Genomic DNA, 18,014 nt, shown 5'->3' with positions numbered 1-18,014 from the left:
TGAAAAATAACATTTGTTATTTTTAGGCGACATTTTGAACGGTGGAATATCATGGATAACACACTGAAAAATAAGACTATTTCGAAAATCAAAGAAAATTTGAGTTCATTAAGTCCGCGTATGAAGGTCGTTGCAAAGTATATTTTGGACAATCAAGCGGACTTTGGGCTTGATGTAATTCGCGTCACTTCGCGCAAGTCTGGTGTGAGTACATATACACTGTTTCGTATGGCGGAGCGTCTTGGTTTTGACAGTTATGAAAGCTTTAGAGAGCCGTTTCGCGATTCTCTTGTTGCGTCCGTTGGCGCTCTTGAGCGTCCGGAATGGTTGGATGAGTTGGCCACCAAAGGAGAAATCGGGCAAATCCAAGCTGACGCGACTTTAAATGCGCTGGCTGTCGTGCGCCGGACGATGGAACGTTTATCACCTGAAACTTTAGAGCAGGTGGCAGATCTTATGATTGGTACTCGTAGGGTGTATGTAATGGCTGTGCGGGCAAGCTATTCCATTGCTTATTACTTAAACTATGCCGGCCGCATGGTATTGGATACATTACAAATAATCCCCTCACATGTGAGCAGTACAATTGATGATCTAAATAGATCACAGCCAGGCGATGTTTTAATTGGTATTACCACTGCACCTTATTCGCAAGAAACTCTTGAAGCTTGTCGGTTCGCACAAAACCGGGGTGTCAAAATCGTTCTTATTACAGATTCTGAAATTGTAGCTCCCGATTTAAAGCCAGAATACACACTTATTGCGTCGGCTATGAGCACTCATTATTTCGCCAGTTATTCAGGTGTGACCGCTGTGATTGATGCCCTGCTTGCCGTGTTAATGCATAAGACTGGCGCGCAAGGACAAGCGCGAATTGATTCTTATGAAGAACTTCGTCAAGAGCACGATCGTTTTTGGGAAGGAAAAAAACATTAGTTATTAGATGACAAGGGGTTTCAAAGTGGAGCAGTCTGTGAATGAGGCATGTTGCCGAAATAATCATTCATAAAAGGGAACCAGTTCAATGAAACTTGCTTGTTACATCACAGGTGCTGCTGCTGCGATCACATTCGCCGGTAGTGCTGCCATTGCCCAGGAATCGTTTGTTACTATTGGAACAGGCGGGGTGACTGGGGTCTATTATCCAGCAGGTGGCGCCATCTGTCGTTTGGTCAACAAAGATCGAAAAACTCATGGCATCCGTTGTTCGGTGGAATCAACAGGTGGTTCAGTTTACAACACGCGTACCATACGCCAGGGTGAGTTGGATTTTGGCATGGTTCAGTCCAACGTACAAAGTGACGCAATCTCCGGTTCAGGTGATTTTAAAGATGATGCATTTGAAGGGCTTCGTGCCGTATTTGCAGTTCACCCAGAACCTTTGCATATTATGGTGCGAGCCGATGCTGGCATTGAAAAAGTAGTCGATTTCACAGATAAGCGCGTTAACATCGGAAACCCAGGATCAGGTCAACGTACTTTAGCGGAAGTATTAATTCCTGCAGCTGGTCTTAGCATGGAAGATTTAGGTATCGCATCTGAATTGAAGTCATCGGAGCAATCAGCGGCCTTGTGTGATGGAAAAATTGATGCAGCGGTTTGGGCAGCGGGTATTCCAAACGGGTCCACCATGGAAGCGACGTCCACTTGTGATATCAAATTGATGGATATGACAGACACAGGCACATTTAAAGTGCTTGATGGTAACCCTGCATATGCAGCGGCCACCATCCCCGGCGGAATCTATCCAGGCAATCCAGATGATATTGTTTCATGGGGAACGCGGGGAACCTTTGTGACATCAATCGATACACCTGAAGACATTGTTTATGCCGTGACGAAAGCTGTTTTTGATAATTTCGAAGATTTCAAAAAGTTGCACCCTGCGTTTAACAATCTGACCGAAGCGGACATGATTACTAAGGCTTTGTCTGCTGATCTGCACCCGGGCGCTCTGAAGTACTATAAAGAACGTAAGTGGATGTAACTTCCACCTTTAACAACGACACGTCCCAATTTGGGGCGTGTTTTCCGCTGGGGGGATAGGCGAACCAAAAGGGAATAATGGGCATGAGTGCAGATAGTAAAGCACCAGAAGGAGACAGCAAGGGCGAAACTGAACGCAGTTTAGCGGATATCATTGTCGAGTCTGATACAGGTGCAAGAGCACCCAAAGACAAGTTCTCGATGAATACTCTGTTCTACATCCCGCTTGTTTGGTCACTTTTCCAGTTGTGGATCGCTTCCCCGTTACCTTTTATTTTTCGTGTAGGTCTTTGGAATGATACACAAACTCGGGCCATACATCTTGGTTTTGCAGTGTTTTTGGCATTTCTTTCTTTTCCAGCATTTAAGTCCGGTCCTCGAGATAAAATACCGCTTTTGACTTGGGCTGCTGCGGCATTGGGTGCAGTCACAGCGTCATATTTATGGTGGGATTATTTAGGTGTATCTGTTCGAACAGGCCAACCAAATATAACCGATGTGACCATCGCTGGCATCGGGCTTATAATGCTGTTAGAAGCAGCTCGGCGTTCGTTAGGCTTCCCGCTTATGGGCGCAGCTTTATTCTTCTTAGCGTATGTGTTTTTCGGCGCCTGGGATGGCCTACCTGATGTTATAAGATGGAAGGGTGCCAGTTTTGAAAAGGCCATGAGCCATATGTGGCTCACCTCGGAAGGGGTGTTTGGCGTTGCGCTTGGCGTATCATCAGGGTTTGTCTTCTTATTTGTGCTTTTTGGTGCTTTATTAAATCAAGCAGGGGCGGGTAATTATTTCCTCCAACTAGCGTTTGCTGGTCTTGGTCACTTACGCGGCGGGCCAGCTAAAGCTGCAGTGATTGCTTCCGCAGCAACAGGTTTGGTTTCAGGATCTTCCATTGCAAATGTGGTGACAACAGGAACCTTTACAATCCCCTTGATGAAGAAGGTTGGGTTCTCGCCTGTTAAAGCGGGCGCGATTGAAGTGTCGTCGTCAATTAATGGCGTTTTAACACCTCCCGTCATGGGCGCCGTTGCCTTTTTGATGGCTGAATATGTTGGCGTCTCTTATATAACAGTTGTAAAAGCTGCGATCATTCCTGCGGCTATTTCCTACATCGCTCTAGTTTATATCGTCCACCTTGAGGCGTTAAAGCTTGGCATGAATGGAACTTCAACAACTCATCCGTTAAAAGTTATACTCGGTGCCACAATGATCATTGCAACATCCATAGTTGCAGCTGGTGGTTCATTATATTTCGCTGGAATTGCCGTCGATGGGCTTGAAGCAATAGTTGGCGCTTTTTCAGTCCCAATCTTAATTGTTATAATACTGATCGCCTATATTGCAGCTGTCCGATATGCGGCTTCGGTGGATGATCTTGAACCGAATGTTTCCTCTTTGGATAACTTGCCTCCTGCGCGCGAGATTTTCAAAACAGGGATTCACTATCTGCTACCTCTTTTCATTTTGATGTATATGCTAATCATCGAGCGCAAATCGCCTGGACTATCGGCATTTTGGACCACCATGGTAATGCTGTTTATACTGCTAACGCAAAAACCATTGAAGGCATATTTTCGTGGTCAGAACAGAATGCTTGCCGCGCTGAATGATGGTTTTGATGACATTTGCGAAGGGCTAGTGTCTGGAGCCCGTAACATGATCGGCTTAGCTGCTGCTATGGGTGTTGCGGGGTTGATCGTTGGGTCTGTTACGTTAACAGGTGTTGGGCAAGTCATGGCTGAATTTGTTGAGCTGTTGTCAGGTGGCAACATTATGTTGATGCTGGTCTTTGTGGCACTCATCTCAATCATTCTTGGCATGGGGCTGCCAACCACTGCGAACTATATAGTGGTATCATCACTTATGGCAGGTGTTGTTGTTGAACTAGGCGCGCAAAGTGGACTTGTTGTACCCCTCATTGCTGTGCATATGTTCGTCTTTTATTACGGCATCATGTCTGATACCACGCCACCGGTTGGCCTAGCGTTTTTTGCAGCTTCCGCGATCTCAGGTGCTGATCCCATGCGGACCGGAGTTCAAGCTTTCTTCTATTCCAGCCGAACCGCATTGTTACCGTTCCTGTTTGTGTTCAATACGGATCTCTTATTGATTGATGTTGGCCCAATACAGGCGGTCTTTGTGTTTATTATGGCGTCTGTTGCAATGCTGCTTTTTGCTGCAGGCACGATGGGGTACTTCGTCACGCGCTCAAAAATTTGGGAAAGTATCGCGTTGGTTCTAATAGCGCTGGCACTCTTCAGGCCAGGCTTCTTTTTAGATCAAATGGCGGCGGAGTTTGAGACCCGTCCAGCTGGTGAGATTTATACGCTGGCAAAGGACAGCGGAGATAACACAAATCTGCGTATAAGGCTTGTCGGTGAAAATCTTGAGGGAGACTTAATCGATGCAACATATTTGCTTCCCCTCGGCATTGCTAATCAAGATGGAACCACTCGCTTGTCACGTTCCGCAGGGATTGAGTTCCGCAATGAAGATGGCAAATACTATGTCGATAATCTGACATTTGGTGGCAGTTCAGAGCAGCTCGGTATCGATTTTGATTGGGAAGTTGCCGAAATTGAAGTTGCGGCTGACAGACCGCCAAAGGAGATATTTTATATCCCTGCGCTCATGCTTGTTGGATTAATTGCGTTTCTGCAAAACCGTCGCAGAAAACCAGAAGAATTGGAAACTGTAAATGGATAACGTTGTTCTTGCCGCAGTAGATCTGGCCCAATCAAGCTTTGATGAGCGTGTTTTGAAAACTGCAAAAGCTATGGCAGATCTTAAAGGTTTGCAGTTGGCCGTTGTGACAGTCCTGCCAGATTATGGAAACAGTTTTGTTGGTAGTTTTTTTGCGGATACCCAAAGCCATGAAATGGTTGAACAGACCCAAAAAGCGTTGCACGAATTTGTGCGCGATACAATCGGTGATGACAGTTCTGTTCAGCATGTAATTCTTATGGGAACCGCCTATCAAGAAGTACTGAAAACAGCAAATAAACTGAGTGCTAATTTAATTGTTATTGGGGCGAATAAACCAGATGTAACCGATTTTCTGATAGGGCCCAACGCGGCGCGCATTGCCCGACATGCGGTTTGCTCGGTTTATATTTGTCGTTGAAATGGGACAGCTCTTACAGCCTGACCAATGTCTAATGTCCCATGGAGGTAACGTGGACCACACAGTTAATATTGTCGATCGTATTCATCAAAAATATGCCGACTTGAGTAAGAAGATGAAGCTCACTGCTCGCTTTGTTGCAAATAACATTCTCGAGGTTGCTACACGGTCTTTGCGCTTTGTGGCCTCAGCGTGCGGTGTTTCACCTGCAACGTTTTCACGTTTTGCCAGAGAACTTGGCTACTCGAATTATGAGAAAATGCGTGAAGATGCTCGCAAAACGGTGGAGTGCATGTGCTCATCGGTAATGCAACGGTTACCTTTATCCGAAGTTAAACCGTATAATACCGAAAATGTGTTGAGGATGGATTTAGAAGTTCAATGTTCCCTTGAGAAACGTAAGATTTAAGGTTTTATTTGCCGAATGGATGAATAAGAAAAGAGACAAAACTTTTTCAATTTAGTTCCCTAAACAAAGAGATCCCTTTTGAATGGTTCTGATAATGATGAAACAAACCAATTATGGCACATCGATGGCAATCGAGGACGTCCATTCCATCAGAACCCTATGAACACACTATCATCTAAGTTAATGTAATCTCATCCCTCACTAATACCCAAATGTGCGCAACTCAAAAATCTAATGCAAGTCGGATAAGGGCCGGTTATAGAAGTATGCTAATCTGTATGTGATGTCTGCTTTGCCTGTAGAAGTGGAAGATCTCAATCATCCGTAACCAATTGTTCTTCCATAATTCTAATCAAACCCGCGAACTCCTTATGAGCTCGATTTAGTGATTCAGCGTAGGGCATGCCAAAATGCTGGTTCGCAGCAATACTATTGCATTGAAGTTTTGCATCCCGAAGTAGGTGAAATAGAACTGGCTGACTTGGTGTACGCTTGCGTGCCTTCATGCAGGATAGATAACTTTGTGCTCTACCCAAAACACGTTCCGAAAATTGTTGCTGATCTTTGACCAACCCGAACTTGCGATAAACGTAATAGGCAATATCCAACAATGCTATATAGCTTTGATTAGATTTAGCACTAAAATTACTGGTTGGATTTGGACTTGGGGAATAGTGGTGTGTTAATTTATTCAATTTGTATTCTTCATATCGCATTGGGCTTCTCCTAAATAAAAACATGCTTGCCAGCAGCATTGTTATTTATGGGGAATGGGAGATTAGTTTTGAGTTATTCGGAGTGGGTGGATGAATAACATCGAAAATAAACCAGACTTATCGCCAAAATAATTGACAAATTGCGCATTGAAATCATTGAAAGAAATATCACGTTTTTGAACAAACAGAGCAGCAACTAAAGCAGCGAAACCGCCTTGATTTTCATGCCTTCATTCACATCAATGTATCGCTGAGTGGTTCCCAGATGCTTATGGCCTGCCAGTTCCATGATGACTTTGGGTGATACACCTTTGTGAGCCAATTGGGTGATGAACCATCTGCGCCCGCTATGTGAGGAAGCATCATCAATGCCAGCCTCCAAGTATATGCGCCCAAATAACTGACACAGACTATTGGCGGAAAATGACTTTCCCTTTTGTGAAGCAATTACTGGACTGGATAGTGTTGATTGATCAAACTCAGTTCCAATTGCTTTTGAATATTTGCCGATCTCTTTCCTCAAAAGCTCATTCAAATGAACGGCTCGCGCTTCGTTGGATTTTGTATTTTCGGCTGACAAGTAAAATACGTGTTTAATTGATCCATCTGCCTCCAATATATCAGCCCAAACCAGACTTGCTATTTCTCCCACCCGCAGACCCGCATAATGGCTCAGTAATATGATCAATCTGTTTCTGTGATGATGTCTATGAGTAGAGCAAACAGCCAATACACGCTTGAGCTCACTTCTCGTTAACACACGAGCTTGTTTCATCAAATATAACCTTTTGCACTGATCTAATGCATAAAGTTATGTTTCCTTTTGAGCCAAAGAGCGACCACTTTCTGAATATCAATGATTTCAACGAATTACGCAGTAATATAATGTTTTACGGAGAACATTATATTTTCAGTTCTTGGCCCGCTGTTGCTACTTGAGCAATCGATCAACCCATTCAGGAATGATCTCACTGGCTTTGCCATAGGAACGCCTGTCAAAATCATTGTGATTAGCTGAGGGCTCAAGATTAAGCTCAATGGTTTCTGCGCCATGACGAGATGCATGTTGTACAAATTGGGCCGCTGGATAAACATTGCCACTTGTACCAATGGAAGCAAACAGATCACACTGTTCCAATAGGGAATATATCTCATTCATTTGATAAGGCATTTCTCCAAACCAAACTATGTCTGGCCTTAGGGAACCTTTTGACTCACAAGACGGACATTTAGTCTTCAATGAAAGATCATCTTGCCAAGCCATTCTGCTATTACAGCTCGTGCACCAGACTTTTCGTAACTCCCCATGCATGTGAATGAGTTTGGATGAGCCAGCTCGCTCATGTAAGTCATCAACATTCTGAGTGACGACTGTAACATCGCCTGCAAATTCCTTCTCTAAACGAGCCAATGCTTTATGAGCTGCATTGGGTTCCACATTATGAAGATTAACTCTGCGCATATTATAGAAGCGATGAACCAAAACAGGGTCTCTGGCAAAAGCTTCAGGTGTAGCCACATCTTCAATTTTATGATCTGCCCAGATACCACCACCATCGGCTTTTGTACCACGGAATGTATCAAGTCCACTTTCAGCTGATATTCCAGCGCCAGTAAGAATAACAATAGATGGGATTTCTTTGGTTTGGGTCATGGATCGCTCTGGATATGAGATTGGGTGAAATGACTATGTATGCCTATCCAATCATATCTCAACCAAGTTGAAAAATTTCTTTTTTAGTTGAAGTTGGTTCTTTGATTGAAAGTGCTTGATGAGGGATGCATCTGGCTTACGCCACATGCAAAACCAAAACATGATCTGTTTGTCTGTGCTTTGCCAAAAGCAAAACCCATCAAACAATCAGTTTTGTTTATCACTTCCAAATTATAAGAGTTTTGATCTTTTATCCTTTTAGCCAGCTTAATGAATAAGTATCTTTTACTTAATCCAATCTGAGAATGCATAAGATCATTTGACTTTGAACCATGAGAGTAAATGGAACTAAATGATTTATCTTTTTTATGATTATTCTGGCGATAATGAACTATTGCAGGTCTTGTTCCAAAAGCACTGCGTTCAACGACAACATCATGAGCTTCAACATTCTTAGCGTGGCAAAAGCATGAAGGACCATGACAAGATCGAGATTTAACGCCCAGCAAGCTAGGTCGCAAAATCTCTGACATAAACAACCTGATCATGCCAATCATAATTGTCGTATTCTTGCTCCTTCGTATTATAGCCAGTTAAGCTCCATCTTGCTGTAATCATCTGCACATCATAAGTGCCTGATGGACAAATCTTGTTCCAAATTTCCTCAGTGTTCATTTTCATATTCCAAAGATATGCATTGGCTGTTGTTCTGATTGCAAAGTGCGAATGGATATGTGACTTCACTTTCTCAACATACCCAATTCCGTCGGTTCGCTCATCAAGCGATTTCTTATGCCACTTTGGACCCAGGTATACTCTATCCAAATGACCAAAGAAGTCCTTCAGTCTTAGTTTAAATCCTGTAATCCCAATTTGTTTGTTGGCTACCAAACTCAGATATATATCTGGCTGCATATCATCGGTCATTTTCAGATATGCCAATCGTAATCTAAACGCATCAATACTATTCAACTCATACTCCTTACTCATGCCGCCAATCAGCAGCATATACTGCTCTTATTTATAACATGAGGCAGGGTTCAGAGACTAAAAAGAAACTTATGACGCGACTAAAATTGGTGCTTCTTGAGGTGTCTTTGTAAGTTTTAAAATAATGGTCTAAAACATAGAATTAATTTGACGTTTTGCAGAAATGTATACTCATTTTCTTCGAATGACGACTTGATCTATTGGGGAATTGTTTCGTACAAACGCTTACCCGATATTCGCCTTTTGAAAGATTCTATCTTTTCGCTTGGGAGATAAAAGTGGTTACTTTAAACTTATAAACCGGAAACAAAGCAAGTAGATGAGTGTCGATAATATTGTTCAAAAGATCTGGGGAATGTGTAATATCCTACGTGGTGATGGCATCGGCTATAATGAATATATGTCAGAACTCACATATCTACTGTTCCTAAAAATAGCGAAGGAGACCGGGACAGAGGTTGATCTACCAAAAGGCCGCCGATGGGATGATTTAATAGTTCTGCCCGAGGCCGGTATACTCAGTAATTATAAGATTATGCTGACCCATTTAGGAGAAGAAGCGATTGATGATAGGGTCAGGGAGATATATAGGTTTCCAACCACTGTTTTTAATCATGACGAAAATTTGAAAGCAGTTGTTGACCGCATCGATAAGCTAGACTGGCACTCATTAAAGAGTGACGCTTTTGGTGATATTTATGAAGGCTTGCTCGCTAAAAACTCTCAAGATTCTCGGGCAGGCGCAGGTCAGTATTTTACGCCCAGAGCATTGGTTGATGTCATTATTGAAGTAATCCAACCAAAATTAGGTGAGGTGATACAGGACCCTGCAACTGGTACGGGCGGTTTCTTAATATCTGCAGATAAGTTTATCCGGGAAAATAGTACAGAGAATTCATATGCAGATTTGCCTCCTCATTATGAAGGGTGTGAAATTGAGAAAAATACATACCGCCTCTGTCTGATGAATGCATTTCTTCATGGAATGGATACTAAAATTATACTCGGTGATGGGCTTACGGATGATGCTCAGGAATTGCAGGAGAAGGTGGACGTTATTATTGCCAATCCACCTTTTGGATCAAAATCTGGTAGTGTTCGTAAACAAAAGTCCAGTATTAAACACCCAAGCTCAAACAAACAACTAGACTTTCTTCAACATATTTATAATGGCTTGAAAGCTGGTGGACGAGCTGCTGTAGTTTTGCCTGACAATGTGTTGTTTGAGGAAGGCGTAGGCAAAGTTATACGTCAAGAACTTATGGATTTGTGTGATCTTCATACGATTTTACGTTTGCCAACAGGTATATTTTATGCGGCAGGAGTGAAGGCCAATGTCTTGTTTTTCAAACGTGGCCACTCAGATCAGAACAACACAAAGTATATTGGTGTGTACGACTTGAGAAGCAATATGCCTGCTTTTAATAAAGGGAATCGTCTTGAAAAAGCTGCTTTTACAGATTTCTTGACAGCAATTAGAAGCGACCGTTCAAGCGGGTATGATCTGGTGGGGAATTCCCGTTTTCGAAAGTTTACACGTGAAGAGGTCAGAAACAGGTCAGATGATTTGGATATTGGGTTGTCTGAGGAAATTATTGACGATGAATTTAATATACCTGAACCAGAGCTTATTGCAGCACAAATTATAGGGGAATTAAACACAGCCGTGGATGAGATCGAACAGTTACAAACATTGCTTTCCAATACTTCTGAAGGAGCATAAGTGGCTGAAAAAAGATGGAACATTCCTGTAAGCTGGAAGTGGTTAGAGGCTGCTGCTTTTTCTGTTATTGTTTCCGGCGGCACCCCAAGAAATTCGACGCTAAAAGAGAATTATTCCGAGAATGGTATTCCTTGGTTAACACCAGCGGATTTGTCAAACTATAAAACGGATACAATACTACGTGGAAAGCGTAACCTCTCGAAGATGGGTTATGATAACAGTTCAGCGCGTCTGGTTCCTAAAAATAGTCTACTTTTTACGTCCAGAGCACCTATCGGTTACTGTGTAGTTGCTGGAAATGAAATTTCGACGAATCAGGGCTTCAAAAGTTTTGTTCTTCCTGAGGGGATTAATCCCTATTTTCTTCGTCATTACCTTATCAGCTCTAAATCCTATGCAGAAAGTAAAGCAAGTGGTACAACCTTTCTTGAGTTGTCTGCAAAGAAAACGAGTGAACTTTCGTTTCCGATCGCTCCTTTAAATGAACAGAGGCGTATTACAGAAAAAATAGATCGCTTATTTGCCAAGATAAATAAAGCAGAAGAGGTATTGAACAACGTTCCAAGATTGTTGATTCAATTGCGGCAAACTATGCTCAGTCAGGCGTTCAGCGGAAAACTTTCCAAAAATTGGCGAGGCCATAGTCATGATAATTGGGAAATTGATGCTATCGGTAGCATTATTAACAACATCCAGTCCGGAAAAAGTTTCCGATGTGTCGAGCGTCCCCCTAAAGAAAATGAAAAAGGTATCATAAAAGTTAGTGCTGTTACCTGGGGGCGGTTTGATGAAAATGAATCAAAGACTGTAACTGACAATTCAAGATTGAATGAGACCGCTAAAATTCATCAGGGCGATTTGTTGTTTAGCCGAGCAAATACAATTGAATTGGTAGGAGCATGTCTAATTGTGTCTGATTTCAAAAAGGATCTCTATCTGAGTGATAAAATTCTCCGGCTCGAGGTACCTGACGAATACAAAATTTATTTGAAATGGTTTTTGAAATCACCTTCTGGGCGCAAACAGATAGAAGAAATGGCAACGGGTGCACAACACTCGATGAGGAATATTAGTCAATCATCGCTTAAAAAAATCACAATGCCGTTTCCGCCAAAAGAAGAAATGTTGCATATTAGTCAAGTGCTTGAAGATATGGAAGAGTTTTTGATCCATGTTTCTTCTGTTGTTAGGGAGTGCGGTCAAGAATTAACAATGCTTAAGAGGTCGATCATTTCAAAAGCTTTTCGCGGTGAGTTGGTATGGCAGGACCCAGATGATGAACCAGCAGATATGCTGATTGAACGCATAAAAGAGGAACTCGATCAGCTTAAAAAAAGCTTTAAAGCAAAGAAAAAGGTTGCTCGTACAAAAACAATTCTTAAGAGTGGTAATATGATTATTCCCGTGTTGGACGCATTAAGTAAATCTGAGCAACCGCTGTCCGCGCAGCAACTTTTTTCGATTGCTGGATATCCAAATGATGCTGATACGGAACAGATTGAACAGTTTTTTTAGATGTACGGCATGCTGTTGATAGTGGGGCGGTCAAGATTTGGCGCGAAAACAAAAAAGATTATTTTAGCTTAGGTGGATGATTACATGAAGGTTGATTATCTACATATCAAATCACGTTTTAAAAATTTAGAAAACATCAAAGTAGATTTTGATGAGAACGATCTGATGACGGTGGTAATTGGCGGTAATGGTTCGGGGAAATCTAATGTTTTAGAGGCTTTAGTATCCATTTTCCGCAATCTAGACCTGGGTGAATCACCTGATTTTGCCTATGAATTGAAATACAAGCTGGGAGAAGAAGAAGATACAAGATGGATAACAATTGTTGCGGATCCCTCTGGTAAAATCCCTTCCAAGCAGTACACGATTACAGTCTCTAAATTGGGTGATGACAGAGATCAGAAGGTACCTTTTTCAAAGGTAAAAAGAAGTAAAAATGGTAATAGTGAATTTTTACCCAATCATGTATTTGCATATTATTCTGGACCCAGCGATAGGCTTGAGAAATATTTCAAGAAACATCGCGCAAATTTTTATCGAAAATTATTGAACAGTGAAGTTGATTTGCAAAGTGATATTCGCCCGCTGTTTTACGCAAAACCTTTTCATAGCCAGTTTGTATTGTTGGCTTTTTTTCTTTCAGTACAAGATGATCAAGAGAAAGTCTTTCTCAGGACACATTTGGGAATAGAAAGTCTGGATTCAGTCCACTTTGTTATGAGAAAACCAAGCTGGACCCAAACAAAAAACAAAGATGAACTATTTTGGGGAGCTGAAGGTGTAGTCAGAGAATTTTTAGAGCTCTTATACCCTCATTGTTTAGCACCTATAAAAGTCACCAGAACAGAGGACGTTGGATTAACTGGTAGCGACGTTAAGAATGAATTTTTTCATCTGTTTCTTCCTAATGTTGATGTTTTGCGTGAGTTCGCGAGAGGGCTAACTCCTGACGTGTTTTTCAAAATGCTGGAGAGCACTTTGTTATCTGAGATAATTTCAGAAGTTAGTGTGAGAGTTCAGGTATCATCTAGCGATCAGCCTTTGTCGTTTCGTGAGCTGAGCGAAGGAGAGCAGCAGTTACTAACGGTACTAGGTCTTTTGAAATTTACTGGTGGCAGAGATACTCTATTCTTATTGGATGAGCCCGATACACACTTAAATCCCGCATGGACTGTTAAGTATCTAGAGTTTTTGCGCCAGTTTGTACCGCATAGAAATGCCAGTCATTTGTTGATGGTTTCGCATCACCCTTTAGCGATTGCCGAACTAGAAAAAGAACAAGTGCAAGTCATGAAGCGTTCAGAGAACGGGATCGCCGCATCGCAACCTTCTGAAAGTCCCAGAGGTATGGGAATTAACTTCTTATTACGTAGTGAAATGTTTGGTCTAAAAACTACAATAGATCAACCTACAACCAAGGATATTGAGGCAAGAAATCTTTTGGCGAGCAAACCTACCCCACTAACGTCGGAGGAGAAACAGAGACTTCGAAAATTAAATGAACGTCTTGAACCGCTTGGCTTTAACTTATCCACAGATGACCCAGACTATATGGATTATTTAACTGAGAAATATCATCCCAGAATAAGAGAATCTGGCTGATGCGATGGATTTGCAAAGAAATTGTAGAGGAAAGCTTAACTGAAGTTTGGAGGCAATCTGCTGAAAATGCGATTGAAAGGTTGAATGGAAAAAACACTCTCGAAGATAAGAAAGCTTACCTCAGAAGTAACAATGCATCGAATGTTTGGCGGACATTTTATGAAAACCTACCAGCAAGTTTTAAAAGGAAATGTTGGTATTGCGAGGCTGAGGAAATCCGCTCAGACATGCCTATCGATCATTTTCGTCCAAAGGGTAAAGTAGAAGAAAGAGTAGACCATGAGGGTTATTGGTGGTTAGCGTTTGATTGGGAAAATTACCGGTGTGCATGTACAGCCTGCAATAGCAAACGTAATTTTGAAGGAACTCAGGGCGGTAAAGGGTGTCATTTTCCCATTTTTAATGAAGAAAACCGGGCAACTTGCTGCGTTGACGATCATAACCAAGAACTTCCCGCAATTTTAGATCCTTGCGATCCAGATGATGATAGGCTGCTTTGGTTCGATAATGATGGTCATCCGGAGCCAATCACCGGAGCTAATGAAGAACAAGTTCACAAGGTTAACAATTCAACGAAGATATTTCATCTGCATGAGTCCAAAATATGCAGAAAGCGCAATGCGATTCGTCTTGAAGTACAGAGGTATGTGAAGAATTTGGAATCAACTGATCGAAACGTAGTGCGATCAGCTAAATCATCCTTAAGGCGAATGATTAGCGAGACAGAGATGCTTTCGAGAGCAGCTTTTGTTTATTTGAGTCAGCATAAACACATAGACGAGGTTGAGAATATTTTAAACCAAGGTGCTGGTGCTCTTAAATAATATTTGCCAATTTTATGTCACGTTCTCTTAACATACAAAATCCACGACGAGTGAAACGACTTCATCCTCGTCTGTGAAACCCCAGTATGCTGGATAGGTTCCATCGCCACGGCCTGAGGTGAATATAAAGAAGCTATGCTTGGTACTTGGAATGACAACTTTGACGCAGTCGACTTCAGTTCCACTTTCATGAAAGCTATTGTCGATCAGAGTCTTCCACAAATCATAATCCGGATTGTTCTTAATGAAGTCAGTAACGAAGTCGATGAAAGCATCTCTTGTTTCTTCATCGATTAGGCAGGCTTGCCCGGTGTCGACTGAAAAGCCTATAGTATTTCCCATCAAGATGGCTTCCATATCTACTGACGTATAGGCATGAATCCATTTGTCTGCTGGTTTGTTTGAGAAGGTGAGTTTTGCAAGAACGTTGGTTTGGTATTCACCCGTTGTGAAGAGTGTGAGCGGATAAGAGTCAGGTGTCACAGCTACGGTAATGTAGGCTCGAGCGTCTGATATGCAAGCGGGGTCACAGCCAACAACTAAACCACTGGGAAAATCCAAGTTGCCAATGTGATGTTCTTGGACGGTTTCCCCAGCAATTGTGACCTCATCTTTGAAACGATTGTAGTCGATGTCTGATAGGATTTTGATTGGGGTTAGTTCTTCATAAGCTGAGTTATCAGTCACTGGTTTAGTCTTCCTCTGATGTCTTGTTTTGTCTGTCAGTATTTAGCCGCTGCGTGACTACAATTTTGGCGAATTAGCAGCATGGGATGTATTGAAAAGCCTGTTACTGTTGATCAGTTATTCCTCATCATCATTGCTGAGCCGTTCCGCATGATCTTCTGAGATGACATGGGAATAGTGATATTCAATCATCGAGATGGACGTGCGCATGTTAGTGGCTAGAATATGTATGTCGATTGGCGGTGATCTTTGTAATTGCCAAGTGGCGTAGGAATGACGGAAGCAATAAGCGGAATATGCTTCACCAAACTGATTATGTTTGAGATTGGCAGCTTCTAGCAGGGCGTTGAGGGCCTTCTTCATGTCTCTTAATCGTTTACCTTGATACGAGATGAATACGGGCTCACGCATATCTGGTTCCTTATTGAATGTTCTGATGTGTAGCTGCCAGATATTATGAAAGCAGGACAGGACTGTTTTCTTTGGAACCAATCGCTGCGGCAGCTTCTTCTTGCCATAAGCCACTATGACAAGTTTAGTTTCACTGATTGGTTTGTTGAGACTTTCCTCAAAACCTTCCAGATGATCCCAATTGAGATTGAAGATCTCTTTGGTCCGCATTCCTGTTTCAACTGCGATATTGATGAACTCATAAAGCAATGCACGTTGATAAAAGAGCTGAGGGTTATGTTGTTCATCTAACATGCGCTGCATTGCCATATCATGCAGCTTGTTGAACTGCTCTTTGGTAAAATAAGGACGACGACCCTTTGATGTCTTACCGATATCAATGCTTGGGATATCCGATGTTTTGATGATGCCCTTACGAGCAGCATATTTAAATACACCACGTAAGACATTGGCTTCACGTTTTAGGGTATTCAGTGATGGTGCGACATGTTCAACGGGACATATGATTGTTTTTGATCCACGCTCATATTCAATGAAGTGGATATCTCTGCCTGGCCCATTGATCCAATAGCTCTTTCTCCAATCCAGATATTCATAAATACGTGGTTCGCTAATTGTGTTGATTGTCTGCTTCTCAAAGAAGCCAATGAGAAACCGTTCACCGATACGTTTTGCATATTTAGCTTTGGCTAAGGCTTTGGGATCAATCTTTGCATCAACAAACAGACTATCAATGTAACCCTTACAAACGCGATCAAAGCTTGTTTTGCCTTCCAATATCTTATGTTTGGCTTGGAACTTTGCATCGGCATAAATCTCTTTAGCTTTATAATGGGCTTCAGCCAGATCATCGGTCCCCAGTGCTATTCGCTGCTGGCCGTGTCCCTTCAAAGAAAACCGCATCATATAATTACGTGATCCCTTGCGTTTAGTAATCACATAGGGAAGTTCTTCTTCCTCCAAATTATTCACATTGAAATTCAATTGCATCTCCCACATCAGATTGAGCCATATTCAAATTGGCTAGCATGTGAGAATCACAACAAATACAAATAGTTTTTACTGGCTGAGCTCAAGCAAAAATGAACAAGCTGAGCAAACTCAAACTGACAGCTTAAAATCCGACTGTGCTAACTCTGTGCTAGCTATTTGACCAAGCTGTAGCCTGCCAAATTCAAAATCAACCGATGATTTGAGCTAGTTTGAAATGAGCGAAAACTGGCTTGGAGACGCGAGCTGATTTCTGATTGGTAACCTCGGGAAAGTGTTTATTTGGCAATTAAATTACACATCATTCCCACTAAGCACTTCTTCGTTTTCTGATGTATGACTGGAGAATGCAAAGGGTCACCTGCTGGGATATCCAATCCGTCTTTTAATATAAACCTTACGGAATGGGCGCCAGCCAAGCCCGCAGGAAATCTCTTAATTGGTTTATTAATTAAGTAGCCTTCAGGAGTGAACTCTAAGGCGCCTTCACTAAATAATTGGAGCAAGCCAGCCTCCTGAGGTAGTACATCGTATTCATTGGCTCCATGTTTTGACTTCACCTTTGAAACGTCGATCTTAGCTAGTCCAGCTGGGTTGAAGTTATGAAAGTCCTGCTGTATCCGCCTAAGTCTTGAATCTTTATTGGGAATAAGTTCTTTTATTAGTGGTTCACTCAATTTTCCAGATGGCAAGCTGATGGTATTAATATCATAGTGACCAACAATTTCATCGAGTTTCATTCCAGTTGATTTGGAAAGTGTTTTGAGGCCTCTCGCCATTTGTTTAGTTGATTTTGTTTTTAGGTAGCCAGGTAGGCATTCGCGACCTCCAACGAAATAGAGCTGTGTGTCAGCAAGACCTTCAACACCGATGTCATCTGAGATCACTAACTTCTTTATTCGTTCGATGGCTCCAGAAAATCGTAGAATAATGGAATGATAAAACGATCCGACAACAACAATGGGCTTTGTACCACTTTCAATATTAACATTTGCGGCAAATGTTACATTATCCGCGTCAGTAACTGTAACTGTGGATATGGATTTTCCCTCATACGCTGATACTACAACTATCTCTTCATCTTCAGTAAATTCGGGGAATGAACAACTTTTAGCTTTTTTCTTTCGTTCAGCTAAGATTTGAGGTCCAACAGCTTTCGCTTCAATCATGAACCTAGACGGATCCGGATTTTTCAGTTCTAATGCGAAAACTTGTGAAAATACCGCAATTAGCAATACTACTGATGCTAAACTTAGTTTGACGAACTTCATCCCTTTTGTTCGAAGCTCTTCTGAAGATAAAAGATGTTGCATGCTAATTATTTCATTCTATCCAGTGTTAAGTGTTCTAAAATGGTGTAGTGCATTATCATCTTGATCATCT

General features: G+C 41.9%; 17 protein-coding genes. 9 read left to right on the top strand and 8 right to left on the bottom strand.

The window, feature by feature from the left end:
• Positions 1–51 precede the first annotated feature (51 nt).
• The 5 genes from ACZ1GZ_RS01570 (at position 52) to ACZ1GZ_RS01550 (ending at position 5,519) form a co-directional block, all read left to right on the top strand.
• A complete protein-coding gene (locus ACZ1GZ_RS01570; protein ID WP_472666671.1) occupies positions 52–936 on the top strand; it encodes a MurR/RpiR family transcriptional regulator in 885 nt (294 codons plus the stop codon).
• 88 nt (positions 937–1,024) lie between these two features.
• Complete coding sequence (locus ACZ1GZ_RS01565; RefSeq protein ID WP_472666670.1) at positions 1,025–1,987, top strand: TAXI family TRAP transporter solute-binding subunit; 963 nt, start codon at positions 1,025–1,027, stop codon at positions 1,985–1,987.
• A gap of 83 nt (positions 1,988–2,070) precedes the next feature.
• A complete protein-coding gene (locus ACZ1GZ_RS01560) occupies positions 2,071–4,692 on the top strand; it encodes a TRAP transporter permease (protein WP_472666669.1) in 2,622 nt (873 codons plus the stop codon).
• The gene (locus ACZ1GZ_RS01555; RefSeq protein WP_472666668.1) at positions 4,685–5,110 is read left to right on the top strand and encodes a universal stress protein; all 426 of its coding nucleotides are present in this window, start codon (positions 4,685–4,687) and stop codon (positions 5,108–5,110) included. Before ACZ1GZ_RS01560 ends, ACZ1GZ_RS01555 begins: the two co-directional genes overlap by 8 nt.
• A 52-nt stretch (positions 5,111–5,162) precedes the next feature.
• Positions 5,163–5,519: a MurR/RpiR family transcriptional regulator gene (locus tag ACZ1GZ_RS01550; RefSeq protein WP_472666667.1), complete on the top strand. Its 357-nt coding sequence runs from the start codon at positions 5,163–5,165 to the stop codon at positions 5,517–5,519.
• A gap of 314 nt (positions 5,520–5,833) precedes the next feature.
• Here ACZ1GZ_RS01550 and ACZ1GZ_RS01545 read toward each other — a convergent pair whose 3' ends face one another.
• The 5 genes from ACZ1GZ_RS01545 to ACZ1GZ_RS01525 all read right to left on the bottom strand — a co-directional run bounded on the left by ACZ1GZ_RS01545 (position 5,834) and on the right by ACZ1GZ_RS01525 (position 8,861).
• Positions 5,834–6,235, bottom strand: coding sequence for a DUF6626 family protein (locus tag ACZ1GZ_RS01545; protein ID WP_472666666.1), 402 nt, complete (start codon positions 6,233–6,235; stop codon positions 5,834–5,836).
• A gap of 196 nt (positions 6,236–6,431) precedes the next feature.
• The gene (locus ACZ1GZ_RS01540; RefSeq protein ID WP_472666665.1) at positions 6,432–7,010 is read right to left on the bottom strand and encodes a tyrosine-type recombinase/integrase; all 579 of its coding nucleotides are present in this window, start codon (positions 7,008–7,010) and stop codon (positions 6,432–6,434) included.
• Between the two features lie 156 nt (positions 7,011–7,166).
• Complete coding sequence (locus ACZ1GZ_RS01535; RefSeq protein ID WP_472668210.1) at positions 7,167–7,910, bottom strand: NAD-dependent deacylase; 744 nt, start codon at positions 7,908–7,910, stop codon at positions 7,167–7,169.
• 62 nt (positions 7,911–7,972) lie between these two features.
• Complete coding sequence (locus ACZ1GZ_RS01530; protein WP_472666664.1) at positions 7,973–8,422, bottom strand: hypothetical protein; 450 nt, start codon at positions 8,420–8,422, stop codon at positions 7,973–7,975.
• Positions 8,400–8,861, bottom strand: coding sequence for a hypothetical protein (locus ACZ1GZ_RS01525; protein ID WP_472666663.1), 462 nt, complete (start codon positions 8,859–8,861; stop codon positions 8,400–8,402). The genes ACZ1GZ_RS01530 and ACZ1GZ_RS01525 overlap by 23 nt, the downstream gene beginning before the upstream one ends.
• Before the next feature lie 337 nt (positions 8,862–9,198).
• On the opposite strand from ACZ1GZ_RS01525, the gene ACZ1GZ_RS01520 reads away from it, so the two are divergent.
• From ACZ1GZ_RS01520 to ACZ1GZ_RS01505, 4 genes are all read left to right on the top strand, one after another.
• Complete coding sequence (locus ACZ1GZ_RS01520; RefSeq protein ID WP_472666662.1) at positions 9,199–10,602, top strand: class I SAM-dependent DNA methyltransferase; 1,404 nt, start codon at positions 9,199–9,201, stop codon at positions 10,600–10,602.
• The gene (locus ACZ1GZ_RS01515; protein WP_472666661.1) at positions 10,603–12,117 is read left to right on the top strand and encodes a restriction endonuclease subunit S; all 1,515 of its coding nucleotides are present in this window, start codon (positions 10,603–10,605) and stop codon (positions 12,115–12,117) included.
• Between the two features lie 84 nt (positions 12,118–12,201).
• Positions 12,202–13,719 (top strand): AAA family ATPase, encoded by a 1,518-nt coding sequence (locus tag ACZ1GZ_RS01510; protein WP_472666660.1) that lies wholly within the window; start codon positions 12,202–12,204, stop codon positions 13,717–13,719.
• On the top strand, positions 13,719–14,543 hold the full coding sequence (locus ACZ1GZ_RS01505; RefSeq protein WP_472666659.1) for an HNH endonuclease family protein: 825 nt from the start codon (positions 13,719–13,721) through the stop codon (positions 14,541–14,543). The genes ACZ1GZ_RS01510 and ACZ1GZ_RS01505 overlap by 1 nt, the downstream gene beginning before the upstream one ends.
• 27 nt (positions 14,544–14,570) lie before the next feature.
• Here ACZ1GZ_RS01505 and ACZ1GZ_RS01500 read toward each other — a convergent pair whose 3' ends face one another.
• From ACZ1GZ_RS01500 to ACZ1GZ_RS01490, 3 genes are all read right to left on the bottom strand, one after another.
• Positions 14,571–15,230 (bottom strand): DUF4241 domain-containing protein, encoded by a 660-nt coding sequence (locus ACZ1GZ_RS01500; RefSeq protein ID WP_472666658.1) that lies wholly within the window; start codon positions 15,228–15,230, stop codon positions 14,571–14,573.
• 117 nt (positions 15,231–15,347) lie between these two features.
• Complete coding sequence (locus ACZ1GZ_RS01495; protein ID WP_472666657.1) at positions 15,348–16,625, bottom strand: tyrosine-type recombinase/integrase; 1,278 nt, start codon at positions 16,623–16,625, stop codon at positions 15,348–15,350.
• A gap of 284 nt (positions 16,626–16,909) precedes the next feature.
• Positions 16,910–17,944 carry a hypothetical protein gene (locus ACZ1GZ_RS01490; RefSeq protein WP_472666656.1) on the bottom strand — a complete coding sequence of 345 codons (1,035 nt, stop codon included), beginning with the start codon at positions 17,942–17,944 and terminating at the stop codon, positions 16,910–16,912.
• Positions 17,945–18,014: the final 70 nt, after the last annotated feature.

The sequence above is a fragment of the Lentilitoribacter sp. JB5-8 genome (assembly GCF_055693385.1).
Note: the sequence above shows the minus strand (reverse complement) of the source record. Positions and strands in the feature narration are given on the sequence as shown.

Excerpts from the sequence above, each read along its gene's own strand:
- ACZ1GZ_RS01565 (WP_472666670.1), top strand. The coding sequence starts at position 1,025 with ATGAAACTTGCTTGTTACATCACAGGTGCTGCTGCTGCGATCACATTC.
- ACZ1GZ_RS01560 (WP_472666669.1), top strand. The coding sequence starts at position 2,071 with ATGAGTGCAGATAGTAAAGCACCAGAAGGAGACAGCAAGGGCGAAACT.
- ACZ1GZ_RS01540 (WP_472666665.1), bottom strand. The coding sequence starts at position 7,010 with ATGAAACAAGCTCGTGTGTTAACGAGAAGTGAGCTCAAGCGTGTATTG.
- ACZ1GZ_RS01555 (WP_472666668.1), top strand. The coding sequence starts at position 4,685 with ATGGATAACGTTGTTCTTGCCGCAGTAGATCTGGCCCAATCAAGCTTT.
- ACZ1GZ_RS01570 (WP_472666671.1), top strand. The coding sequence starts at position 52 with ATGGATAACACACTGAAAAATAAGACTATTTCGAAAATCAAAGAAAAT.
- ACZ1GZ_RS01505 (WP_472666659.1), top strand. The coding sequence starts at position 13,719 with ATGCGATGGATTTGCAAAGAAATTGTAGAGGAAAGCTTAACTGAAGTT.
- ACZ1GZ_RS01545 (WP_472666666.1), bottom strand. The coding sequence starts at position 6,235 with ATGCGATATGAAGAATACAAATTGAATAAATTAACACACCACTATTCC.
- ACZ1GZ_RS01530 (WP_472666664.1), bottom strand. The coding sequence starts at position 8,422 with ATGTCAGAGATTTTGCGACCTAGCTTGCTGGGCGTTAAATCTCGATCT.
- ACZ1GZ_RS01510 (WP_472666660.1), top strand. The coding sequence starts at position 12,202 with ATGAAGGTTGATTATCTACATATCAAATCACGTTTTAAAAATTTAGAA.
- ACZ1GZ_RS01490 (WP_472666656.1), bottom strand. The coding sequence starts at position 17,944 with ATGCAACATCTTTTATCTTCAGAAGAGCTTCGAACAAAAGGGATGAAG.
- ACZ1GZ_RS01520 (WP_472666662.1), top strand. The coding sequence starts at position 9,199 with ATGAGTGTCGATAATATTGTTCAAAAGATCTGGGGAATGTGTAATATC.